Here is a 23,114-nt window from a genome sequence, read left to right as displayed (position 1 = left end):
GGGGCATGGTGGCTGTCGCGGTTGCGGAAGTGCGGGCAGGTTAACGCGCGGCTCAGTAGCTGGGCAATCCGCGTGCATCAAGGTGGCTCAGCAGTTGGCTGTGCAGCGCCTGTAGATGCGGCAGCACCAGTTGATGGCGTTGTGCGGCGTTGCAGGCGTAACCCAGCAGGTAGGCGATTTCCGTGCGGCGGCCCTGGCTGACATCCTGGTGCATGGACGAGTAGTTGGCGGCGGTGGCGTGGATCACCCGTTGCACTTCGTCATGCAGGTCCTCGGCGGCCGCGCTTTGGCCGCAGCGGTGCAGCAGCTCGCTCAGCTCGCTGCTCAGGCAGGCAACTTGCGCCGGGTGTTCGCGCAGCCCGCCATTGCGGCAGTCGTGCAGCACGGTCAATGGGTTGATCGCACAGTTCAGCGCCAGCTTGCGCCACAGCCGGCTGAGGATATCCAGGCTCCAGTCATGGGCAATCCCGGCCTGACGCAGGTCGTCCAGCCAGCTTGGCGGCTGCAGCTGCAGTGGGTCGCCGAGCCAGGTATGGCCGTGACCGGCAAACACCACCTGAAAATCCGCCTGACGAAACGCGCCTTCGGTGCTGGAGGCAAAGATGCAGCGCGCCTGGGGCACTGCGCGGGCGACTTCGTCCTGACTGCCCAAACCATTTTGCAGCAGCAGAATTTCGGCACCAGGCGCCAGGCGTGGGGCCAGTTGGCTTACCGCTGCGGCGGCGTCATAGGCCTTGCAGGCCAGCAGCAGGCGCTGGATCGGCTGGCGGTGATCGGGTGTTTGCGCGGGGATGGGGTGCTGCTGCGCTTGACCCTGCTCAATCAGGGTCAGCCCGCCAGCCTGTTGATAGCGCTGCAGCCGCGCGGCGTCACGCAGGATCAGTTGCACCGGCAGGCCTGCGCGCGACAGGCGCGTCGCCCAGAGGGTGCCGAGGCTACCGGCGCCGAGGATATGCCACATGCTGAGCGCGGGTTACTGCGGCAGCGGCAGGCGCAAGGCCGTCACCAGCCCGGTGCTGTGCGACTCGGGCATTAGCCGGGCGGCGTGGTTGATGATCTGTTCCGGGGTGATGGGCAGGCCTTTGGCGTCCAGGCCCACCAGGCTGATACCCGCCTTGAGGCTGAGAAAGCCTTCGCTGGTCTTGAACGCCTTGAGGTTGATGCCTTCATGCAGGCGCTTGAAGCTGCTGGGCGAGCATTCGTGCAGGTCGCTCAGCAGGGTGATCAGGGCGAAGTGGCTTTCATCCAGGCGCACCAGCACATCCAGTGGTCGCACCAGCTGTTGCAGGCGCCGCGCCACGCCGGTGAGCAGTTCGTTGTAGAAGGCCTCGCCGTGCTGCTGGTGCAGTTGGTGCATGTCCTGCAGACCGATCAGCAGGTAGCACAGTGCGCCGCCACGGGATTCGACCTGGCGCAGGCTGTCGAGCATCTTCTGGTTGAGGTAACGGTTGTTGCCCAGGCCGGTGAGTGGGTCGATCAGGTTGCGCAGTTCCAGGCTGGCGATGTTTTCGGTGAGCAGGCGGTTTTCCTGCAGCAGGCGCTGCAGGGTGTTGCACAGGCGATCGGCGGCGTACACCCGCGGCACCAGTTGCTCGTTCATTGCGGCCTTGCTGATGAAGTCATCCACGCCGCTGTCGAAGGCTTCACCCAGCACGTTTTCGCCTTCCTTGCCGGTGAGCAGGATGACGTAGGTGTAGTGATGGGCCATTTCATCGAACTGGCGCACCTGCATCGTCAGTTCCAGGCCGTTGATCTCGGGCATCAGCCAGTCGGCGAGCAAGACGCTGGCCGGGCGTTGTTCGAGCAGCTTGATGGCTTCGGCCGCGCTGCTGGCAAAACGGAGGTCTTGATAGCCTGCCTGGCTCAGGGCGCGCCCGATCATGGCGCTGGAGAATTTGGCGTCATCGACGACCAAAATGCTCAGGTGAGGGTTAGGCATGGGCAGGCTCGCTAGGGGGAAATCACGTGGGCCCGATACTTCGCCGGGCAGTGTGTGTTGCTACCGCTATATAATGGCCGGGTTTTTTTACCGTCAAGCCAGGTGTGTCCCGTTCGTGATACGGGCCGCGCCGTCTATCTGGAGTAAGCCCATGCCCTCGTTCGACGTGGTGTCCGAGTTGGACAAACATGAAGTTACCAATGCCATCGACAGCGCCATCAAAGAGTTGGACCGTCGTTATGACCTGCGCGGTAAAGGTAGCTTTGAACTGAAAGAGCTGACTGTCAACCTGACCGCCGATGCGGACTTTCAGCTGGAGCAGATGGTCGAGATTCTCAAGCTCTGCCTGGTTAAACGCAAGATCGACGTGCAATGCCTGGAGTTCAAGGACGCTTACCCGTCGGGCAAGAGCGTCAAGCAGGAAGTGATCCTGCGCGAAGGCATCGAAAAGGACCTGGCGAAGAAGATTGTCGCGCACGTCAAGGACAGCAAACTCAAGGTACAGGCCGCCATTCAGGGTGAGCAGGTACGCATCACCGGCAAGAAGCGCGATGACTTGCAGGAGGCCATTGCCGCTTTGCGGGCCAAGGATTTTGGCATGCCGCTGCAGTTCAACAACTTCCGCGACTGATGGGTGAGCGTTGAACCTTGCCGCCGCACAGGCGTCGCAACGGGTGTGGGTGCAGTAAAACCGCCACGGCTTGCCGTGGCGTTTTTTTTTCAAAGGCTTACAAGGATTAACCGATGGATATGAACGTTGAGCAACTGGTGAAAATGTCCGAGGCCTGGCTGCCTGTGGTGCTGGAATACAGCGGCAAGCTGACCCTGGCCTTGATCACCATGCTGATCGGCTGGTGGCTGATCGGCAAACTCACCGGCAGCATTGGCCGTTTACTCAATGGGCGTCAGGTCGACCGAGCGCTGAGCAGTTTTATCTGCAGCCTGGTCGGCATCGTGCTGAAGGTGCTGCTGCTGGTCAGTGTGGCTTCGATGATCGGCGTGGAAACCACCTCCTTTATCGCGGTGATCGGTGCCGCCGGTCTGGCGATTGGCCTGGCCCTGCAGGGCAGCCTGGCGAACTTCGCCGGCGGCGTATTGATCATGCTGTTTCGCCCGTTCCGCGCTGGCGACTGGATTGAGGCGCAGGGTGTGTCGGGCAGCGTCGACAGCATTCAGATCTTCCATACCACGCTGAAAACCGCGGACAACAAGGTGGTGATCGTGCCCAACGGCAGCCTGTCGAATGGCCATATCACCAACTATTCACGCGAATCCACGCGGCGCGTCGATATCAACCTGGGTATCGACTATTCCAGTGATATCAAGCAGGCCCGTGAGGTGTTGTTGTGCATCGCCAAGGATCCGCGCGTGCACCAAGACCCGGCCCCGGCGGTGTTGGTGACCGGGCTGGGGGACAGCGCGATCAACCTGTCGCTGCGCATCTGGGTGGCGACGCCGGATTTCTGGCCGGTGACCTTTGCCTTTACCGAGCAGGCCAAGGAGCGTCTGACTGAGGCGGGTATTGGCATTCCATTCCCGCAGCGGGTGGTGCATCTGGTGCAGCAGCCCTCTGCGTGATGGTTCGCCGGGTTAGCGGCGAGTGGCGTTGTAGAGGGTTTTGAACGTGCGGCCCATGGCCTGCTGGTAGTGGCCGATCAGGCTCTGCCAGTCGGCCTGATCCCAGGGCGAGTGACGCCGCAGTTGCAGCATGTCGTGCAGCGCGGCTTGCTTGCGGGTCAGGCGCCGGCGTGATTTTTCCAGATCGAGCAATGCAACTTCACAGTGCATTTCGCTAGCCGCTGCCTGGATACGGACAAAAATATGCTTGGCGTACATGCAGCCATGCTGCCTACGGGCCCTGTGCAGGTTGGCCAGGCAGCGGGCTATCTGCCGCAGGAGTTGTTGCTGCAAGGCCGCATCGCATTGCTCACGCGCATGGCTTGCATACCACTCATCGAGGGGGGTGAACCCTTCCAGGGCCTTGGTCACCAGCATGGCGCGCCAGCCATCGGCGCCGCGCTCGGCGGCGCAATAGACAATTTCGGGTACTGTCACGCCCGCTTTCAAGGCGCCGAGCAGTGCGTCACGCTCGCGCAATACGGTCGGCCGACCCCAGGGGTGTAGCAGGCTACGGTAGGTGTGTCCGGTTTGCTTTTTGGCATACAGCAATTGGCCGTGCTGGAGCATGCGCTGGACACCGCTACAACCACTGCGGCGTTCATTGGGCGCTTCGACCCATTCCCCTTGGGTCTGCCACCAGCTGTCGAGGCTGGGTTGGCTGAGGTCGCTACTGGCGTTACTGAATGCTACGGTCATGGTCTGCCCTTGGCTGAATATCAGGGAGCAGCAAGACGCTTGCCAGGTTGTCCAGTGCTCTCTGTTCAGAGGTGTTCGGGGGGGCTGGTTGAGCTGATATTACTGGGCTGCGGCCGTTCGCGGCGCCACTGCAGAATGATCAGGATCAGCGTCGGGATGCCCAGCAAGGCGGTGATCAGGAAGAACTCGGCGTAGCCGAACTTCTCCACCATGACCCCTGAGTAACCACCGATCAGACGCGGCAGCAGCAGCATGATCGAGCTGAGCAGGGCGTACTGGGTGGCGGAGAACTTCAGGTTGGTCAGGCTCGACAGGTAGGCGACAAATGCCGCTGTGGCCAGGCCTGCGCTGAAGTTGTCGGCGGAAATGGTCACGATCAGCATCTGCAGGTCGGCGCCCATGCTGCTCAACATAAGGAACAGCAGGTTGGTCGCCGCCGAGGCGGCGCCGCCGATAAACAGGATCGGCAGAATGCCGAAACGCACGATCAGCAGCCCGCCAAAGCCTGCGCCAATCAGGGTCATCACCAGGCCGAACAGCTTGCTGACGCTGGCGATCTGATCTTTGGTGAAGCCCTGGTCGATATAGAACACGTTGGCCATCACGCCCATCACGGTGTCCGACATGCGATAGGTGGCGATCAGCCCCAATAGCAGGAAGGCCTGCCAGCGGTACCGCAGGATAAAGTCGTTGACCGGGGTCAGCACCGGCGCCAGCCCGCGACGGCCCATGGACGACAGGCACAGGGCGCTGAGAATGGTGTAGAGCAGGGCACGCAGGAAGGCGCGGTCTTCCAGCAGCAGGTCGAGCAGACTGGCTTCGCCATTGACCAGACTGGCAAAATCGCTGTGATAGAACTGGGTAAACATCGCCGGTACCGACACCAGCAGCACAATCAGCACCAATACCGAGACAATCTGATGGCTGAAACCATAGCGCGCCGCCGCCAGTTGCGTACGCAGCGGCACATCCGGCTCGCGCATCCACAGACTGGTCAGCAGGCCTGGTAGCATCAGCAGGGCGAACAGCAGGTAGGTGCCGGCCCAGGCGCCATGTTGGTAGAGCAGGACGGTGGAGCCAAAGCCTTCGGCGAAATACAGTGCACCGGCGGTGGCCAACAGGGCGGCGATGCGGTAGCCGGCCATATAGCTGGCGGCCAGCGCTGCTTGGCGGGTGTCCTCGACGATTTCCAGGCGGTAGGCGTCAACGGCAATATCCTGGGTGGCCGAGGCGAAGGCCACCAATACGGCCAGGGAAATCAGCCAGGTCAGGTGAGTTTGCGGGTCGCACAGGGCCATACCGGCCAGGCCGATGGCGATCAGAATCTGTGACAGTACCAACCAGGAGCGCCGGCGGCCCAGCTTGCCCAGCAGCGGCAGGCGCCACTGGTCGAGCAACGGCGACCAGACCCATTTGAAGGCATATGCCAGGCCGATCAGGCTGGCAAAACCAATGGTGTCGCGGGCCACACCGGCCTCGCGCAACCACACCGAAAGGGTGGAGAACACCAGCATATAGGGTAGGCCAGCGGCGAACCCTAGAAGGAGCAGCACCAATGTCGCGGGGCTGGAGTAGGCAGCAATGGCGTCACGCCAGCTTTTACGGGGCATTGAAGGGGTATCAGCCTGAATTTGACCTAATAAAGGGCGCACTCTAGGGGCTGTTACCGTTTTAGCGCAAGCCGCGTTGCCGCGAAAAATCTCGCCAGGCTAGGCGGAGGACGCAGGAAATGGTCTTTCCCTTGCCAAGTCCTCCAACGCCGCATGGCGAGATTTTTCGCGCAACCCGCAGGGCCGGGCCTGTTTTAGCGCGATGCGGCGTTTCTCGACGGCTCATTTGAACGACCAAACTTCGCGTCTCGTGCCTTGCCTCGCGCTAAAACAGGCTCCGGCGCGGTCGCGATAAAACGGCAACAGACCCTAACCGCTGTGCTCCATTGGGCGCCAGCCATAGCGCGGCAAATCCACCCGATCGTTATGGATGTGCACGCCTTCCTCACGCAGGCGGCTGCGTTGCTCCGCGCCCGAGAGGCTGCCGGCGGGCAGACTAAGGCGCCCGCTGGCGGCAATGACCCGGTGCCAGGGCAGGGTGCTGCCGTCTGGCAATTGACCCAGGGTGCGCCCGACCCAGCGTGCGGCACGGCCTAAGCCGGCGTATGCGGCCAGCTGGCCATAACTCACCACACAACCGGCAGGTATCTGCGCCAGCACCGCATAAAGTGCCGTGCGGCGCTCGGCCTGGCGTGCTGCCAGCTGGCCCGGTTCGGCATGTTTCGGCAGCTGTCCTGGCCCGTTACCTGGCTCTCCCATCACGCGGTTACCTACTCTGTTGTGTTGTCTGGGGCTTGCTCGGGCCGCGCCTGCGTGGGCGGACAGGGTGTGACTGAACAATGCTGACCGCCTGAGCGGTGAAATAGTTCTGCTCGATACAGGCAAGCTGGCGTTGAACACCAAGTACGCCGGCCAGGTGCTGATTGCCTGAAGGATATAGACACCCTGGGCGCGGAAAAACCCCTGCTGATGCGCTGGCATGGCCTCGACAGCGAGCCCTGCAATCAGCTGGAGGCCGCCGACAAAGGCATGGTGCGGGTGATCAGCAGTGAGCGGCGTTATCTGCTGGGCATTGGCGTGGGTTGATAGGCAGCGGCGACGGCTGAACTCGCAGCGATTCTGTCGGTCAGTGCTTGCTCTAGCGTCGTGCTTACGGATAATGCGCGGCCTTCCGCGAACCCGAGATAGACAAGCCCTTCTTATGTTTTCTAGAACCCTGCTGTGCCTGGCCCTTTCTGTGGCTGCCACCTCCGCGCTGGCCGATACCGTTTGGTTGAAGAACGGCGACCGTCTGACCGGTAAGATCAAGTTCTATGACGGCGGCAAACTGCTGCTGGAAACCGACTACGGCGGTGCGATTGCCCTGGACTGGAGCCAGATCGCCACCCTGGAAAGTGATCAGCAACTGCTGGTCAAGGAAAATGCCATCGTCGGCGAGCGCGCCAAGGCCCTACAGCCGGCTGAATCGGGCAAGGTGACGCTGGTCAACGGCGATGCGCCGAAGACCATCGAACTGGCCAGCATCCAGCAGATGCTCAAGCCCAAGCCCCTGGTCGAGGATTTGGTCTGGAAGGGCAATATCGATGCAGGGCTGGACTACAAGCGTGCCGAGCGTGACACCGACGACTACGATGTCAGCCTCAAGACCCAGGCGCGCCACGGTCTGTGGCGGCATCATGGCGAAGCCGAGCACCACCGCGAGTTCCAGGATGATGTGGTCACCACCGACAACTGGGGCGTGGAATACGCCCTCGACCGCTTCCTCACCGAGCACTGGTTCTGGCAGGGCCGCCTGGAATACAAGCGTGACATGGTCGAAGAGCTTGAGCGCCAGCGCACCCTGGGTACCGGCCCGGGTTACCAGTTCTGGGACAATGAGCTGGGCGCCTTCTCCGTGGCCGGGCTGCTTAACCGCTCCGACTACCAATACAGCAATGGCCAGAGCGACAGTTTTTACGCCGCGAGCCTGAAGTGGGACTACAACCGCTACCTGGTCGGCAAGAGCGTCGAGCTGTTCAGTGATGGTGAGGTGGGTAAGCCGCTGGCCAATGTTGCGGATTACACCCTGGATGCCGCTGTGGGCCTGCGTTACAAACTGACCGACTGGGCCTCGTTGAATATGAAGGCCGAGAAAGACCTGGTCAGCGGCGCCGAAGGTGAGCTGGATGAGACCCGTTATAGCCTGGGTTTTGGCGTCGGCTGGTAAACTGCGGCTGTAAACTAAAAGCCCCGCATCTGCGGTAATGCTGTTCACTTAGACGGAGCGACATTGCAGTTAACTATGTGGCGGGGCTTCGCTGCGGGTTCGAGAGGTAGGATGGGTGATAACCCATCAGCCAATTGCTCAGGGTTATCACCCAATCTACCTTTCTAAGCGCAGAAAAATGCCGCGTGCCTGACACAGGCAAGCGGCCTTTTTCTTAACTGAACAGCATTACGCATCTGCGGGGCTTTCTTATTTCAAGTATCGACTCTGCGAGCTAGAGCCAGGCAAGGCGAAATTGGGCGAAGGTGCGGAGTTTACGAGCTGTAAATGAGCAGTACTCGTTTCACTCGCCCTTCGGGTCGCGCTTAAGTGCGTTAGCCGCAAGCGGCTTTCCGAGCCCAATTTCAACGCAGTCTGGCCGACGCGCAGTAAGTCGACGCAGATCAGAGACGCAGACCGCCATCCAGCTCCAGAATACGACCGGTGTAATAGTCGTTTTCCAGGATATAGGCCACCGAGTGAGCGATCTCGGCTGGTTTGCCCATACGGCGCAGTGGGATCACCGAGGTCATGCGCTCCAGCGCTTCGGGCTTCATGCTGGCAACCATCTCGGTTTCGATAAAGCCCGGTGCCACGCCCGCAACACGGATGCCGTAACGCGCCAGTTCCTTGGCCCAGACCACGGTATCGGCGGCCACCCCGGCCTTGGCGGCGGAGTAGTTGGCCTGGCCGATATTGCCGGCGCGGGAGATCGAGGAGATGTTGATGATCGCGCCTTCATTCTTCAGCTCGATCATCTTCGCCGCCACTTCGCGGGTGCAGAGGAACACACCGGTCAGGTTGACGTCGATCACCGACTGCCACTGGGCCAGGCTCAGTTTGGTCAGTTCGCCGTCCTTGACCTTGATGGTCAGGCCGTCACGCAGAATGCCGGCGTTGTTGACCAGGCCGTTGATCGCGCCGAAGTCGTCGGCGATCTGGCTGACGGTCTGGATCACCTGCTCTTCATTGGCGACGTTGCACAGATAGGCGCGGGCTTCCACGCCCTGAGCCTTGCAGGCAGCCACGGCTTCGTCGAGTTTTTCCTGATTCAGGTCGACCAGGGCCAGCTTGACGCCTTTGTCTGCCAGGTATTCGGCCATGGCACGGCCCAGGCCCTGACAGCCGCCGGTGATGACGATAACTTTGTCTTTAAGTTGCATCGCGATTCCCCTCAAATGGTGTTGTGTGGCCTTGCCGGCGGTTAATCTAGACGCCTCCCGTTCTGTGACGGAATCTATGCAAGGAGTCATAAGGTGAGCGTGAAAGCCGGCAAGCATGCCCGAGAATTGCTGCTCAAGGAATACCGGGGCGTGCTCAGCACCCATTCCAAGGCCATGCCGGGTTTCCCTTTCGGATCAGTGGTGCCCTATTGCCTGGATGCTGGCGGTTATCCGCTGATCCTGATCAGCCGCATCGCCCAACACACCCACAACCTCACGCAGGACGGCAAATGCTCGCTGCTGGTGGGTGAGCGCGGCGCGGAAGATGTGCAGGCGGTCGGTCGTCTTACGCTGCTCGCCGAAGCGCGGCAATTAGATGATGAAGGGCAGATTGCGGCGGCGGCGCAGCGCTATTACCGTTATTTCCCGGAATCGCGCGGTTACCACCAGGCCCATGATTTCGACTTCTGGCGGCTGCAGCCGGTACGCTGGCGCTATATCGGCGGGTTTGGCGCGATTCACTGGTTGGATCAGGTGGCACTGGCCAATCCCTTCGCCGGCGACAGTGAAGTCGGCATGCTCGAGCATATGAACAGCGATCATGCCAACGCCATCGCCCACTATGTCGAGTTGGCGGGCTTGCCCAGCCATGCGCCAGCCGAGTTGGTCGGTCTCGACAGTGAAGGTTTCCACCTGCGCATTGGTCAGGGCCTGTATTGGCTGGCCTTTCCAACATCCTGTAACAGTCCGCTGGAGGTGCGCCAGGCCCTGGTGGCGTTGGCCCGCGCCGAAGTCTGGCCGACCGTCGGTCAGGCTTCAGCTTGAATTCAGCCGGTTACCCCATATTTCAGTTTTATTAGGCAACTGATCTTCCGCCGCCCTCATCCTCCCGAGGGGGAAGGAGGTCGTCGCTACGCAACTTTCACTCGAAGGACCCGTTGATGCGCGCTTTTCTGTTTGTGTTTTTGCTGTTTCCGATTATCGAGCTGGCCCTGCTGATCCAAGTGGGCAGTGCCATCGGCGTGTTGCCGACCCTGTTGCTGGTCATCGGTACCGCCATCCTCGGCAGCGTGCTGCTGCGCGTCGCCGGCGTTGCCACCGCCTGGCGGGCGCGGGAAAAGCTGGCGCGCGGTGAGTTGCCCGAGCAGGAAATGCTCGAAGGCCTGCTGATCGCCGTCGGTGGCGGTCTGTTGCTGCTCCCTGGCTTTATCAGCGACATCTTTGGCGTGTTCTGCCTGATTCCCTTCACCCGCCGTCTGCTGGTCAACAAGGTACGCCTGCGCGCCGCCGAACAGGCCATGCGTCAGCGCGCCTTTTTCGACGATCAGGCCGCGCGCTCCGGGCAGGTCCGGCCGAATGTGCTGGAAGGCGAGTATGAGCGCCGTGATTGAGTGCCTCAGTGCGTGATTGCCTGTAAAAATTTCACCCTCAGCCCTTGAAATCACCTTGCGCGCCCTTATGTAGGGGTCACCGCAAGGTTTTCTGCCGTCAGGCAGATCCAGACTTCAGCGCTGCGCCTGGCGTAGCGCTACCGGCCTAGCCGGACTTTGCTAACCCGCCGGTGACTACACCGGCCGCTGTAAACCACCTATTGGGAGAGATCGACAATGAAGCTTCGTCCTCTGCATGACCGCGTTGTAATCCGTCGCAGCGAAGAAGAAAAGAAAACCGCCGGTGGCATCGTGCTGCCAGGTTCCGCTGCCGAGAAAGCCAACAGCGGTGAAATCCTTGCTGTCGGTACCGGCCGCGTGCTGGACAACGGTGAAGTGCGTGCCCTGGCCGTTAAAGTTGGCGACAAAGTGGTGTTCGGCCCTTACTCCGGCAGCAACACTGTCAAAGTTGACGGCGAAGACCTGCTGGTGATGAGCGAGAACGAAATTCTCGCTGTAATTGAAGGTTGATTTCAGCGCTCCGTCGCTACGAATTCCGCTCTATTTGAACGAATTAAGGAATAACCATCATGGCTGCTAAAGAAGTTAAATTCGGCGATTCCGCCCGCAAGAAAATGCTCACCGGTGTCAACGTTCTGGCTGACGCGGTAAAAGCCACCCTCGGCCCGAAAGGCCGTAACGTGATCATCGAGAAGAGCTACGGCGCTCCGACCATCACCAAGGACGGCGTTTCCGTTGCCAAAGAAATCGAGCTGAAAGATCGCTTCGAAAACATGGGCGCGCAGCTGGTTAAAGACGTTGCATCTCGTGCTAACGATGACGCGGGCGACGGCACCACCACCGCCACCGTGCTGGCTCAAGCCATCGTCAACGAAGGCCTGAAAGCCGTCGCGGCCGGCATGAACCCGATGGACCTCAAGCGCGGCATCGACAAGGCGACCATCGCCATCGTTGCCGAGCTGAAGAAGCTGTCCAAGCCATGTGCGGACACCAAGGCCATCGCTCAGGTAGGTTCGATCTCCGCCAACTCCGACAGCTCCATCGGCGAAATCATTGCCGAAGCCATGGAAAAAGTCGGTAAAGAAGGCGTGATCACCGTTGAAGAAGGCTCGGGCCTGGAAAACGAACTGTCGGTTGTTGAAGGCATGCAGTTCGACCGTGGCTACCTGTCCCCGTACTTCATCAACAAGCCGGACACCATGGTCGCCGAGCTCGACGGCCCGCTGATCCTGCTGGTCGACAAGAAGATCTCCAACATCCGCGAACTGCTGCCGGTTCTCGAAGCTGTGGCCAAGTCCGGCCGTCCGCTGCTGATCGTGGCCGAAGACGTTGAAGGCGAAGCCCTGGCGACTCTGGTGGTGAACAACATGCGTGGCATCGTCAAAGTCGCTGCCGTTAAGGCACCGGGCTTCGGCGACCGTCGCAAGGCCATGCTGCAGGACATCGCCGTGCTGACCGGCGGTACCGTGATCTCCGAAGAGATCGGTCTGAGCCTGGAAAGCGCCACCCTGGAGCACCTGGGTAACGCCAAGCGCGTGATCCTGAGCAAAGAAAACACCACCATCATCGACGGTGCGGGTCAGCAAGCTGATATCGAATCGCGCGTTGCGCAGATCCGTAAGCAGGTTGAAGACACCTCGTCCGACTACGACAAAGAGAAGCTGCAAGAGCGTCTGGCCAAACTGGCTGGCGGTGTTGCGGTGATCAAAGTCGGTGCCGGTACCGAAGTTGAAATGAAAGAGAAGAAAGCCCGCGTTGACGACGCCCTGCACGCGACCCGCGCAGCCGTTGAAGAAGGCGTGGTACCTGGCGGTGGCGTGGCGCTGGTGCGCGCGCTGCAGGCCATCAGCGAGCTGAAAGGCGACAACGCCGATCAGGACGTGGGTATTGCGCTGCTGCGTCGTGCTGTTGAAGCACCGCTGCGTCAGATCGTGTCCAACGCCGGCGGCGAGCCAAGCGTAGTGGTCGACAAGGTCAAGCAGGGTTCGGGCAACTACGGCTTCAACGCCGCCACCGACACCTACGGCGACATGATCGAGATGGGTATTCTCGATCCAGCCAAGGTCACCCGTTCGGCACTGCAAGCTGCAGCTTCGATCGGCAGCCTGATGATCACCACCGAAGCGATGATCGCCGAAGTGGTAGAAGACAAGCCGGCCGCTGGCGGTATGCCAGACATGGGCGGCATGGGTGGCATGGGCGGCATGATGTAAGCCAGCCCGGCTCCCACAGGCCATCGCCAGATGGCCTGCACGCTGTAAAGAAAACCCCGTGCCTGTCACGGGGTTTTTATTTTTCTCGGCTATAACAGTCCCTCGCGGCAAAGCGGTACGCCAATTGCTTTGTTAGCCTTAGGTTCCGGGGCTGGAACCTGTCATCTGTGCGCGTGCTGCCGGTCAGCATCGCCACCTCTTCGTTGTGACTTCACCAGGATGTGCTCTATCACGGGGTCTTTACCCTGTATGGGGAGATTTTTTGCCAGATATGGTTTGCCTGCGGCTTTTTAAAGCTGTCGGTTCTGTGGCGCACCGTGCTGATGCGAATGGGCAATTAAGTGACTGCGCAGTTGTTACTGCACGTTGGTTGCTACGGCCCCTGACCTCGGGTGCCAAAGAATTGAACCATCGGCGTAGATGCAGCTCGAAGGCCTGCCTGCTAAATGGCTTGCTTGTGGATCAGGATGATCTGAACGGGGTTGCTTACCGCCCCGCAGTAATGACCGCCGGTCGCAAAGCGCGCCGCTGCGGTTATCAGTGATCTAGGGTCTAAAAACAGCGTTTGGCAGCGCTATCAAGAGGTTGCAGTGATGAAGCTAGAAATCGCACGAGGTTTGTTTCTGGTCACCGCGCTCAGCGTGGTTTCCCTCGCAGCGGCGGCCTGGCAGGAAGCCAGCCCCCAGGTCATCAGCCTCAATGAGCGTGGCTACTGCCCGTTGCCGCCGCAGGCGCGAACGGCCGAGGTGCTCAAGCCTGATCAGGATCTGCTGCTGTTTATGTTCAGCCTGTCCCAGGGCGCCCGCTCGCAAAGTTGATCGGTTTACAGAGTATTGGCCGGTCAGAAAGATGATCTGCCAGTAGCCTGTTGCAAGAGCGCGTTGCGCCTAGGCTGAGTGACGTCGTCTAGCGCGCGGCGTGATGCTTGGCAGCTGCACATGCGCTTGTGCCCCCCGGTAAAAGCCCTGCGGCGCCTTACAAGGCCAGAGCCTATAGGGCGTCCTGCTTTGCAGGTCGCCACTCTCTGGGGCGCAGGTGGTGCGCTCAGACTTTGCGCACGAACTCCGATTTCAGCTTCATTGCGCCGATGCCGTCGATCTTGCAATCGATGTCATGATCGCCGTCGCACAGGCGGATGCCTTTGACCTTGGTGCCGACCTTGACCACCAGGGATGAGCCTTTGACCTTCAGGTCCTTGATCACGCTGACGCTGTCGCCGTCCTGCAGCACATTGCCCACCGAATCCTTGATCACCTTGGCGTCATCTGCGGCATCAGTCGCCGCTGTGGCCGACCATTCGTGGGCGCACTCCGGGCAGACCAGCTGGGCGCCGTCTGCGTAGGTGTATTCGGAGTTGCATTTAGGGCAGGGCGGCAGCGTGTTCACGGCGGGTCCTTGTTAGGGTGATAAGAAAAGGCCGCATATTGTATAGGGTTTTTGCTTTTGGTTTTACTGGGTTGCGCCTGGCGCGGTCAGTTGTGGCCAGTTCAGCGTGCCGCGGTCATTGAACCGCCAGGTGGCAAATAGGCCGTTGGCCAGTTTGCCGCGCAATTCGTAGGGCAGGCCCTTGCCGTCCTGATAACCGGCCATGCCCCAGGCCTGGCGCAGCGCGGCGTAGGCGGAAAGGCTGAGCGGAATGCGCAGGACACTCTCGCCATATCGTGGCACTTGACCGCTCTGGTTGCTGACGCCACTGAGCAGCGGCTGATGATTAACCTCTAGTTCCAGGGCGATGCCGTCGAAGTCGATGGGCTTCTCATTGGGGTTCTGCACGCGCAGTTTCACCGCAAAGCGTACTTCCAGCTCTTCACCCGGCAAGGGTTCGATGCCGACCAGTTGAATGCGTAATGGATCGCGTGGTGCCAGGGTGCTACAGCCCGCCAGGGTAACCAGCAGCCAGGCGAACAGGATGCGCGAGAAGGTAGGGCTTAGGGCGATGGGCATGCTGGGCTTCCATGGCTGAGTACTCACAGAGTAGAAGACCGCATTTGCCGCGCGATTACGCCGCTGCTTAAAAAATAAGCGCTGCTGAGGCTTCGCTAAGCCGTGGGGGCGCTCAGCAGCCCGCCATGACCTGCGAATGTACGGAGTAGCCCTGTTTAACCCTCGCTGGGCACGCAAACCGCCGAGGCTGCCGTAAGAGGGCGGGCATGTTCTGTACCTGTCTACGACGTTCCAGGCTCAGCCCTGCCGCGGGCTGCTACGGCGTTTGATCGGCTTGCGCGCAGGCTTGTCGCTGCTGGGTACATGCAGGTAGGACATCACGCTTTCGGTCAGCTCGGCGGCCAGTTGCACGGCTTCCTTGTTGCGTGCCATCACGCCGGCGACCAGGCCTTCGATCAGCGCCAGTACCGAGGTGTTGGAGCTGATCAGCACCGGATGGTCGGCGGGGGCAAACAGTGCATGCTTGGCGAGTGTGGTCAGCGGCGAGGCGGGCGAGTCGGTGATCGCCAACACGGTCGCCCCGCGTTCGCGGGCAAAGCGCGACAGCTGCAGCGTATCGAGGGAATAGCGCGGCAGGGAGATCGATAGCAGCACGTCCTGCTCGGTGATGGCCGCCAGGCGATAGGCGGCATTTTCGTTACCGCCTTCCATGCTTACCGCCACTGCATCGGTGCAGAACGGCACCAGGTTGGCGGCTGCCAGGCCGGCCATATAGGCGCTGTTGCCGAAGCCAAGGATGTAGATCTTGCGCGCCTGAATCAGGCAACTGACAAAGGCTTCGAAGGTGTCCGCGCTGTTATTGGCGCCGGCGGTAGCGAGGTTGCTGCTGGCGATCTGCACCTGCTCGTGCAGGCCGAAGGCGCCGTCCGGGCGATGGGCCAGCTCGTTGCGCAGTTTGTCCACCGGCGACACCATCTGCTGCAGGGTACTCACCAGTTCGGCTTTCAGCCCGGTATAGCCGCCCAGATCGATGGCCTTGGCCAGGCGGTTGACGGCGGCCGCCGAGGTGGCGGTTTCCACTGCCATTTCCTCGATGGTCAGGGTTGCGGCCTTCAGCGGGTGGCGCAGGATAAAGTCGGCGACCTTGCGCAGCGACGGCTGCAGGTGCGGAGCGATCTCCGCCAGTTTGCGCATCACCGGGGCGGCGTAGACGGTTACGTTCTTGGCAGATGTCGGCATGGATGGGCTTTCAGCACGTTGAAGGAGTGGGCGTGCGCGCCGGGTCGGGGCGGGCCTGGGTCATTGCGGCTGAAGTGTATCCGAAGCCGACCACGGCTGTGCCACTGCGCATGGTCGGTCTGTTGTGCGGTTTATTTCAAACTGCCAGCGAGAAACTGCTGCAAACGCTCGGACTTGGGCTGGGCCAGCACCTCGCGCGGGCAGCCGCTTTCTTCGACGCGGCCCTGATGAAGGAACAGCAGCTGGTTGGACACCTCGCGGGCAAAGCCCATTTCGTGGGTGACCACCACCATGGTGCGGCCTTCCTCGGCCAGGTTGCGCATGACCTTGAGCACTTCGCCGACCAGTTCCGGGTCCAGCGCCGAGGTTGGCTCATCAAACAGCATCACCTCAGGCTCCATGGCCAGGGCGCGGGCGATGGCCACGCGCTGTTGCTCACCGCCGCTCATATGCGCCGGGTAGGCATCCTTGCGATGGGCGACGCCGACTTTCGCCAGGTAGTGCTCGGCTTTCTCCCGGGCGTCCTTTTTGCTCATGCCCAGTACGTGCACCGGTGCTTCCATGACGTTGTCCAGGGCGCTCATATGCGACCACAGATTGAAGTGCTGGAAGACCATGGCCAGGCGCGAGCGCATGCGTTGCAGCTGCTTGCTATCGCTGGCCTTGAGCGCGCCGGTCGCTCGGCTCGGTTGCAGCTTCAGCTCTTCGTTATTAAGCAGGATGCGCCCGCTGTGCGGCTGCTCCAGCAGGTTGATGCAGCGCAGGAAGGTGCTCTTGCCCGAGCCGCTGGAGCCGATGATGCTGGTGACATCGCCAGCCTTGGCGGTCAGAGACACGCCCTTTAGCACTTCATGGGTGCCATAGCGTTTGTGCAGGTTGTCGATTTGCAAGGTGTACATGGCTGCGGATTCTCTTGTTGTTAGCAGGCCGTTGAAAAACTACCTGCGTTGGCAATGCTGCGTTAAAAATGGCCTCAAAATGCTCATTTACAGCACGTAAACTGCGCTTTTTCGGCCATTTTTGCCTTGTCTTGCCGGCCTCGCCGACGTTTTTCCAACGGCCTTTAGTCGGTAAGCAGGCGGCCTTGGCGAATCGGGTGCTGGCCGGCGACCTTGGCCAGCCACAGGCCGGGCTGGGCATAGCGCAAGCGTTCGCGGGCGTAGAGGATGCCTGCGGTGGTGGCATGCACCACGGAGTGCTGGTCGCTGAGTGGATCGATCACCTCGAACAGTGGGTCACCGACTTTTACTCGTGCGCCGAGTGGCTGCAGAAAGCTCACCACGCCAGGGTGCGGCGCGTAGGCGTATTGCGCGCCGGCAAAGGGCGTGGCTTCGCAGCAGGTGAACGGCGCGGCAGGCCAGTCGCCGCTGATCAGCCCTTGACCTGCAAGAAAGCCGAGAATGTCGTCGGCACTCTGTTGCGCCTGAGTCCGGTCGGTATCGGCCATGCCGCGCAGTTCGATGGTGGTGGCCATACAGGCCAGTGGAATACTGGCGTGTGGGTAGCGCTCTGCCAGCTGCAACCAGGGCACGGCGCAGGCTTCATCGAAGGAGTTGCCGCCGCTGTCCTCGGCCAGCAACACCGCGCCGGCACGTAGGCGCGCGGCCAATGGCTGCAGGCTTGGCCAGTGCTGCGGCAAGGCGTAGAGCAGCATGATCGACTCGAAATCACAGTGCAGGTCGAGCACTACATCGGCGTCGCAGGCCTGTTGCAGCAGTAGGCGGCGCAGGCCATCCAGCTCCGAGCGGGCCGGTGGTAGCGCGGCAATGGCCGCAATCATCAGGTGACGAATCAGCGTTACGTTGGCCTGGGCGTCGTCACCCAGACGGCCTTCAAGCTGCGGTGCGATCAGCTCGGCCAGGGCGGGGAAATCGCGGTTGAAGTTCTGTCCGCTGGCCAGGTCGAAACGGCCCTGGTGGGTGGCCTGAAACATCTGCCCTAGGCCGATCGGGTTGGCCACCGGCACCAGTTCGATTACGCCGTTTAGGCGACCTTGTTGCTCCAGTTCCACGAGGCGACGTTTAAGCTCGACCGCCACCCGCATACCCGGTAATTCATCGGCATGCAGGGAGGCCTGGATATAGGCTTTGCGCGGGCCGCTGCCAAAACGAAACAGCGAGAGCCGGCGTTCGGTGCCCGCCGTGCTCCAGGGCAACCGGTGTTGAATATGTTCCATGACTTTCCCTTAGTTCTTGCGCGGGGCCAGGTGGGCCAGCCAGCGGCCTTCGGCCCGCTTGAACAGGCGCACCAGGATAAAGGTCAGCACCAGGTAGAACAGCCCGGCGGTGATAAAGGCTTCGAATGGCATGTAGTAGCGCGAGCTGACGGTGCGCGCCGCGCCGGTGATATCGATCAGGGTGACGATCGAGGCCAGCGACGTGGTGTGCAGCATCATGATCACTTCATTGCTGTACTGCGGCAGCGCCCGGCGCAGGGCCGACGGCAGCAGAATGCGCCGGTACAGGGTGAAGCGCGACATGCCCATGGCCCGCGCTGCTTCGATCTCGCCATGGGGCGTGGCCTTAAGGCTGCCGGCGAGAATTTCCGCGCTGTAGGCGCTGGTATTGATGGCAAACGCCAGGCAGGCACAGAAGGTCGCGCTGGAGAAATACGGCCACAGCACGCTGTTACGCACTGCCTCGAATTGCGCCAGGCCGTAATAGATAAGGAACAACTGCACCAGCATCGGTGTGCCGCGAATCACGTAGGTGTAGAGCCAGGCCGGGCCGTTGAGCCAGGGCGCGCGTGAAACGCGCAACAGCGCCAATGGAATGGCCAGCAGCAGACCCAGCGCCAGGGCGATAAACAGCAGTTTGAAGGTCACCAGTACGCCACTGCCGTAGAGCGGCAGGCTGTCGGCTATCAGTTGGAAATCGAGCACGGTAGAAGGTCTCGCTTAGAGTTCGGCCAGGCGGGTGCCCACGGAATAGCGTTTTTCCAGCAGGCGCAGGGCCAGCAGGGACACCGTGGTGAGCAACAGGTACAGCGCGGCAACCGCGAGGAAAAAGGTGAAGGGTTCGCGGGTGGCGTCGGCGGCGTTCTTGGCCTTGAACATCATGTCCTGCAGGCCGACCACCGAGATCAGCGCGGTGGCCTTGGTCAGCACCAGCCAGTTGTTGGTAAAACCGGGAATCGCGAAGCGGATCATCTGCGGCAGCAGAATCCGCCAGAACACCTGCATGCCGCTCATGCCGTAGGCCGCACCAGCTTCGGCCTGACCTTTGGCGATGGCCATAAAGGCGCCGCGGAAGGTTTCCGAGAGGTAGGCACCGAAGATAAAGCCCATGGTGCAGACCCCGGCGATAAAGGGGTTGATGTCGATGTACTGCGGGTGGCCGAGCAGCGGCGCCACCCGGTTTACCAGGTCCTGGCCGCCGTAGAAGATCAGCAGGATCAGCACCAGATCAGGGATGCCGCGAATAACCGTGGCGTAGCCTTCGCCGAGCAGTGCCAGCCATTTCAGCGGCGACAGGCGAAACGCTGCGCCAACCAGGCCCAGGGCAATTGCCAGGGTCATGGAAGTCAGGGCCAGACTGAGGGTCAGCCAGGCGCCCTCGAGAATGGTCGAGCCGTAGCCGTGAAGCATGATGGGGTTCCTCACGCAGAGGCCGAATGGCCTGCGCTACAACGAGAAAAAGGTGCCTCGCAGTGGAGGCACCCATGGGGCGTTAGCAGTACTTACTTGCCGTAGATATCGAACTCGAAGTACTTGGCCTGTACGTCCTGATACGTGCCGTTGGCGCGGATCGCGTCGATGGCGGCGCTGATGCGCGCGGCGTTTTCGCTGTCGCCTTTGCGCACCGCGATGCCGGCACCGTTGCCGAAGTATTTCGGGTCGTTGAAGTCCGGGCCGACCAGGGCGAAACCTTTGCCTGAGTCGGTTTTGATAAAGCCTTCATCGATGTTGATGATGTCCGCCAGGGTGGCGTCCAGGCGACCGGAGGCCAGGTCAAGGAAGGCTTCGTTCTGCGAGGCGTAACGCACGATCTCGATACCCGCTTTCTCGAATTGATCGCTGGCGAAACGGTCGTAAGTGGAGGCGCGCTGCACCCCGACTTTTTTGCCTTTGAGGTCCACCAGCGGGTCATTCACCACGCTGCCAGCCTTCATCGCCAGCTTGCCGGGGGTGTGGTAGTACTTTTTGCTGAAGTCCACCGACTTCAGGCGGTCTTCGGTGATCGACATGGACGACAGCACGGCGTCGACCTTGCGTACTTTCAGCGAGGGGATCAGGCCATCGAATTCCTGTTCGACCCACTGACATCTGACCTGCATTTCCGCACACAGGGCGTTGCCGATGTCGTAGTCGAAGCCGCTGATCTTGCCGTCCGGGGTTTTGAAGGCGAAGGGTGGGTAGGCGGCTTCGATACCGATGCGCAGGTTGTCCTGGCTGGCGACGCTGAATGTGCTGACGGCGCTGAGCGCCAGAGCGCCGAGAAGTGCGATCTTGTTCATCTTATTGACTCCTTGATGGGGCGTTTGGGTTTGTGCTGATCGTCATGCCTGGGCCTGCGATCAGCAGGTACTGCCTGCAGCAATGGCCTCGCCAGATGGCGCGGCGTACAACCTGAAGCCTTGTGGGCTTCTGTTCGTTTCGGCCGGGCTAAATAGGCCTGGCCAGGGGTTTGAGTGCGAATAGGTGTGACATGTTTATTTTCACAAAGCTACTTATTAGAAATATTTGTGTCAAATACGTTTTGTCGGACAAATGGCTTTAGCCGCTCTAGCACGGTGTATTGCTGCTTTTAAGATTTTTTATGCGCAGCCGGAACGGCTGGATGTCAATGCCAAAGGCTTGATCAGGTATTCCTGTTGGTATATAAAATTTCACAAAGCGAGATTGTGAAAATTTAAATTCACAGCCGAGAAGCCAGGATTGGCGCGGTGTTTTACCTGCTGCAGGGAGGCGCTGACGGGACCGGAACACCGGCTCGCACAATTTCTAATAACAAGAGCAATAAGAATGAAAAAGCAGCTGAACAAGCGCGTGGCGGTGGCCGCCCTGATCCTTTCCTGTGCAAGCTCTGCAGCCCTGGCTGAAGGTCATTTACTGGCCGTTGGCGGCATGCTGCGCGCGAGTAATTCGCCGGTGTACGCCAAGTTCATCGAACTGGCCGGTGGCCAGAAAGAGGCGCGCATCGTGATCATGCCCACCGCCAGCGGTAGCCAGGGTTCGAGCAAGCGTTTTATGAGCGAGCTGGTGGCGTTGGGCATCCCGGCCGAGCGCATCAGCATCGTCGGCATCGACAAGAGCAACTACCAGACCACCATGAATGACGCCGCCGTGGTCAAGCCACTGGGCGAGGCCAGCGCCGTGTGGTTTGTCGGTGGCGATCAGGCACGTATCGCTCGCGCGCTGTTCAATGCCGATGGCAGCCCGTCGCTGCTGATGCAGGAAGTGCGCAAGGTGTATGACAAGGGTGGCGTGGTCGCCGGTACCAGTGCTGGTGCCAGCATCCTTGGCGCGCAGATGCCCACCGCCTATGGCGTTGTCATGGATACCCTGGACTTCGGCGTGGCCAGCAAGGCCGACCAGCGCGGCGCTGCGGTGCTGAAAGGTTCGGGCCTGTTCAGCGGCGGCATCATTGATCAACACCTCGACCAGATCGAGGAAACCAGCACTGGCCGCGCCGCGCGCATGGCTGCCTACCTGGCCGAGCAGAAGTCCACCCGCGGCTTTGGCCTGGATACCAACACCGCCATGTGGGTAAACCCCGAGGGCCAGGTGCAGGTGCTGGGCGAGGGTTACTTGACGGTGATGGACGCCAGCCAGGCCGAGAAAAAATTCGGTGTATACGGCACCCAGTTGAGCAATGTGCACCTGGCCATGCTCGGCAACGGCGACCGTTATGACCTGGCCAGCGGCAAGGTGCAGCCCGCCGAAGGCAAAGCCGCCATCGAGGCCGGTAACGAATACCTGGTGGGCAACCAGCTGATCACCGATCTGTCGGCTGTTTCGGCGATTGGCCGGGCGGTGCTCTATGGCCTGGCGGACAACACCGCGATGCGTCAGGTCGGCCTGATGACGCGCTACAACCCGCTCAACGGCTACCACTACGGCTACCGTTTCGAGTTCAGCAAAGCCGCGGACTTCAGTGCCCACAGCCAGTTCTACGATTCGCTGACCAACTACAGCGTCAACGGCGTGCGTGTGGATATCCGCCCGGTCAATGCCAACCTCGGCGACCCGGCGAGCAGCGCGCCGCAAGATGCCGGTAGCGGCGCCGCAGGCGATGCGATTCGCGCCGTGAGCTTCCGTGGCCTGATGACCCTCAATGGGCAGAACGCCTTTGAACCACAACGGCCGATCACCCGCCTGGAGCTGGCCAACGCCCTGCAGATGACCCTGGCCGCCGAGCCCAAGCTGGATGCGCTGCCCAAGCTCAGTGACATCGCCGCTGAAGACCCCATGCGCGATCAACTTAATGCGGTGCTTTCCAATGGCTGGATGACCAGCAGCGATGCCTTCGCCGGTAACCAGCCGGTCACCCGCAAGGAGTGGGCGCTGGCCTGCAAGGCACTGATCGAACGCTATCAGGGCATCAGCCTGGCGAAAACCGCCGCGCTGACCGACCTCGCTGGCGTCGATAAAGCCTATGCCGACGCTGCCAGCCTGACGGTGGGCGAGGGCTGGTTGCAGGCCGACAAGGGTCGCTTCAACCCGGAGGCTCCGGTTAGCCGAGCCGAAGTGGCGCAAGCCCTGGCCAAGGTCAGTGGGCTGCTTAGCCGGTGAGCTAAGCCGAACAGCGCCGCGCCTTAGCACGCGGCGCTAACCCTTCTAAGCCGAATTCACGCAGAGCCCTGTATGCAAATCAGCAGGTTGGAATCCTTCGCCCTGGAAAAGTTGTTGCAGCCCCAGAGCAACCTCGCCCTAGCCACCACGCAGCCGGCATTGCGCGTGCTGGAGCGGGTGCAAACCACGGCCGGCTTCTACTCGATTATCCAGTTGCCGGCGGGTATGCGAGCGCTGCAGGACAACCCCGAGCTGGAGTGGCCGTTCAAGCTCAAGCGATTGAAAGCAAAAGGCTATTTCGTTTGCTGGGCCGAGTCGGAGACGACCCTGTGCCTGGAGGCGGTGATCAGTAAGGGCGTGTGTCCGCCCGAGCTGTCGCTGGAGCAGTTTGCCTAGCGGCAGTGCTGGAAGGAATGCGTCGCTGCCCGGCGACGGATTTTC

23 protein-coding genes and 2 pseudogenes are annotated in these 23,114 nt (G+C 61.0%); 11 read left to right on the top strand and 14 right to left on the bottom strand.

Going from position 1 to position 23,114, the window contains the following annotated elements:
• Positions 1–52: 52 nt before the first annotated feature.
• Together WA145_RS00255 and WA145_RS00250 are read right to left on the bottom strand one after the other, a co-directional pair.
• Complete coding sequence (locus tag WA145_RS00255; RefSeq protein WP_422579640.1) at positions 53–961, bottom strand: putative 2-dehydropantoate 2-reductase; 909 nt, start codon at positions 959–961, stop codon at positions 53–55.
• A 110-nt stretch (positions 962–1,071) separates the two neighbouring features.
• Positions 1,072–1,948, bottom strand: a pseudogene (locus tag WA145_RS00250) (response regulator); the annotation flags it as partial.
• A gap of 142 nt (positions 1,949–2,090) precedes the next feature.
• On the opposite strand from WA145_RS00250, the gene WA145_RS00245 reads away from it, so the two are divergent.
• Complete coding sequence (locus WA145_RS00245) at positions 2,091–2,570, top strand: YajQ family cyclic di-GMP-binding protein (protein WP_422579639.1); 480 nt, start codon at positions 2,091–2,093, stop codon at positions 2,568–2,570.
• A 113-nt stretch (positions 2,571–2,683) separates the two neighbouring features.
• Positions 2,684–3,517, top strand: coding sequence for a mechanosensitive ion channel family protein (locus WA145_RS00240; protein WP_422579638.1), 834 nt, complete (start codon positions 2,684–2,686; stop codon positions 3,515–3,517).
• 12 nt (positions 3,518–3,529) lie between these two features.
• Here WA145_RS00240 and WA145_RS00235 read toward each other — a convergent pair whose 3' ends face one another.
• The 3 genes from WA145_RS00235 to WA145_RS00225 form a co-directional block, all read right to left on the bottom strand.
• Positions 3,530–4,255: a lipopolysaccharide kinase InaA family protein gene (locus tag WA145_RS00235; RefSeq protein ID WP_422579637.1), complete on the bottom strand. Its 726-nt coding sequence runs from the start codon at positions 4,253–4,255 to the stop codon at positions 3,530–3,532.
• A 65-nt stretch (positions 4,256–4,320) separates the two neighbouring features.
• Positions 4,321–5,865 (bottom strand): AmpG family muropeptide MFS transporter, encoded by a 1,545-nt coding sequence (locus WA145_RS00230; RefSeq protein ID WP_422579636.1) that lies wholly within the window; start codon positions 5,863–5,865, stop codon positions 4,321–4,323.
• Between the two features lie 309 nt (positions 5,866–6,174).
• Positions 6,175–6,564, bottom strand: coding sequence for an MGMT family protein (locus tag WA145_RS00225; protein WP_422579635.1), 390 nt, complete (start codon positions 6,562–6,564; stop codon positions 6,175–6,177).
• A 73-nt stretch (positions 6,565–6,637) separates the two neighbouring features.
• On the opposite strand from WA145_RS00225, the pseudogene WA145_RS00220 reads away from it, so the two are divergent.
• Positions 6,638–6,849: pseudogene (locus tag WA145_RS00220) on the top strand (hypothetical protein); the annotation flags it as partial.
• Positions 6,850–7,006: 157 nt separating this feature from the next.
• Complete coding sequence (locus WA145_RS00215; RefSeq protein WP_422579634.1) at positions 7,007–8,011, top strand: DUF481 domain-containing protein; 1,005 nt, start codon at positions 7,007–7,009, stop codon at positions 8,009–8,011.
• Between the two features lie 443 nt (positions 8,012–8,454).
• Here WA145_RS00215 and WA145_RS00210 read toward each other — a convergent pair whose 3' ends face one another.
• Positions 8,455–9,213, bottom strand: coding sequence for an SDR family oxidoreductase (locus tag WA145_RS00210; protein ID WP_422579633.1), 759 nt, complete (start codon positions 9,211–9,213; stop codon positions 8,455–8,457).
• A 93-nt stretch (positions 9,214–9,306) separates the two neighbouring features.
• On the opposite strand from WA145_RS00210, the gene WA145_RS00205 reads away from it, so the two are divergent.
• The 5 genes from WA145_RS00205 to WA145_RS00185 all read left to right on the top strand — a co-directional run bounded on the left by WA145_RS00205 (position 9,307) and on the right by WA145_RS00185 (position 13,635).
• Positions 9,307–10,038 (top strand): HugZ family protein, encoded by a 732-nt coding sequence (locus tag WA145_RS00205; protein ID WP_422579632.1) that lies wholly within the window; start codon positions 9,307–9,309, stop codon positions 10,036–10,038.
• 116 nt (positions 10,039–10,154) lie between these two features.
• The gene (locus WA145_RS00200) at positions 10,155–10,604 is read left to right on the top strand and encodes an FxsA family protein (protein WP_422579631.1); all 450 of its coding nucleotides are present in this window, start codon (positions 10,155–10,157) and stop codon (positions 10,602–10,604) included.
• Positions 10,605–10,820: 216 nt separating this feature from the next.
• Complete coding sequence (locus WA145_RS00195) at positions 10,821–11,114, top strand: co-chaperone GroES (RefSeq protein WP_047532658.1); 294 nt, start codon at positions 10,821–10,823, stop codon at positions 11,112–11,114.
• A 59-nt stretch (positions 11,115–11,173) separates the two neighbouring features.
• Positions 11,174–12,817 carry a chaperonin GroEL gene (groL, locus tag WA145_RS00190; protein WP_422579630.1) on the top strand — a complete coding sequence of 548 codons (1,644 nt, stop codon included), beginning with the start codon at positions 11,174–11,176 and terminating at the stop codon, positions 12,815–12,817.
• Positions 12,818–13,410: 593 nt separating this feature from the next.
• The gene (locus WA145_RS00185) at positions 13,411–13,635 is read left to right on the top strand and encodes a hypothetical protein (protein ID WP_422579629.1); all 225 of its coding nucleotides are present in this window, start codon (positions 13,411–13,413) and stop codon (positions 13,633–13,635) included.
• Positions 13,636–13,861: 226 nt separating this feature from the next.
• Here the strand turns inward: WA145_RS00185 and WA145_RS00180 are convergent, their stop codons facing one another.
• From WA145_RS00180 to WA145_RS00145, 8 genes are all read right to left on the bottom strand, one after another.
• Positions 13,862–14,203: a zinc ribbon domain-containing protein YjdM gene (locus tag WA145_RS00180; RefSeq protein WP_422579628.1), complete on the bottom strand. Its 342-nt coding sequence runs from the start codon at positions 14,201–14,203 to the stop codon at positions 13,862–13,864.
• A 63-nt stretch (positions 14,204–14,266) separates the two neighbouring features.
• The gene (locus tag WA145_RS00175; RefSeq protein ID WP_422579627.1) at positions 14,267–14,761 is read right to left on the bottom strand and encodes an LEA type 2 family protein; all 495 of its coding nucleotides are present in this window, start codon (positions 14,759–14,761) and stop codon (positions 14,267–14,269) included.
• Between the two features lie 237 nt (positions 14,762–14,998).
• A complete protein-coding gene (locus tag WA145_RS00170) occupies positions 14,999–15,940 on the bottom strand; it encodes a MurR/RpiR family transcriptional regulator (RefSeq protein WP_422579626.1) in 942 nt (313 codons plus the stop codon).
• A gap of 131 nt (positions 15,941–16,071) precedes the next feature.
• Positions 16,072–16,839 (bottom strand): ABC transporter ATP-binding protein, encoded by a 768-nt coding sequence (locus WA145_RS00165; RefSeq protein ID WP_422579625.1) that lies wholly within the window; start codon positions 16,837–16,839, stop codon positions 16,072–16,074.
• A gap of 164 nt (positions 16,840–17,003) precedes the next feature.
• Positions 17,004–18,116 (bottom strand): succinylglutamate desuccinylase/aspartoacylase family protein, encoded by a 1,113-nt coding sequence (locus tag WA145_RS00160; protein WP_422579624.1) that lies wholly within the window; start codon positions 18,114–18,116, stop codon positions 17,004–17,006.
• Between the two features lie 9 nt (positions 18,117–18,125).
• Positions 18,126–18,821: an ABC transporter permease gene (locus tag WA145_RS00155; protein ID WP_422579623.1), complete on the bottom strand. Its 696-nt coding sequence runs from the start codon at positions 18,819–18,821 to the stop codon at positions 18,126–18,128.
• A 15-nt stretch (positions 18,822–18,836) separates the two neighbouring features.
• Positions 18,837–19,526, bottom strand: a complete 690-nt coding sequence (locus tag WA145_RS00150; RefSeq protein WP_422579622.1) for an ABC transporter permease — start codon at positions 19,524–19,526, stop codon at positions 18,837–18,839.
• Between the two features lie 92 nt (positions 19,527–19,618).
• Positions 19,619–20,395, bottom strand: coding sequence for an ABC transporter substrate-binding protein (locus WA145_RS00145; RefSeq protein WP_422579621.1), 777 nt, complete (start codon positions 20,393–20,395; stop codon positions 19,619–19,621).
• A gap of 508 nt (positions 20,396–20,903) precedes the next feature.
• Between WA145_RS00145 and WA145_RS00140 the strand changes: the two genes are divergently transcribed.
• Positions 20,904–22,673: a cyanophycinase gene (locus tag WA145_RS00140; RefSeq protein WP_422579620.1), complete on the top strand. Its 1,770-nt coding sequence runs from the start codon at positions 20,904–20,906 to the stop codon at positions 22,671–22,673.
• Positions 22,674–22,745: 72 nt separating this feature from the next.
• Entirely contained in the window at positions 22,746–23,069 is a 324-nt protein-coding gene (locus WA145_RS00135) for a hypothetical protein (protein WP_422579619.1), read from the top strand.
• The last annotated feature ends 45 nt before the right edge of the window (positions 23,070–23,114 follow it).

The sequence above is a fragment of the Pseudomonas sp. genome (genome assembly GCF_049301935.1).
Taxonomy (GTDB): domain Bacteria; phylum Pseudomonadota; class Gammaproteobacteria; order Pseudomonadales; family Pseudomonadaceae; genus Aquipseudomonas.
The sequence above is the reverse complement of the archived record's forward strand: the minus strand, read 5'-3'. Positions and strand labels throughout refer to the sequence as shown.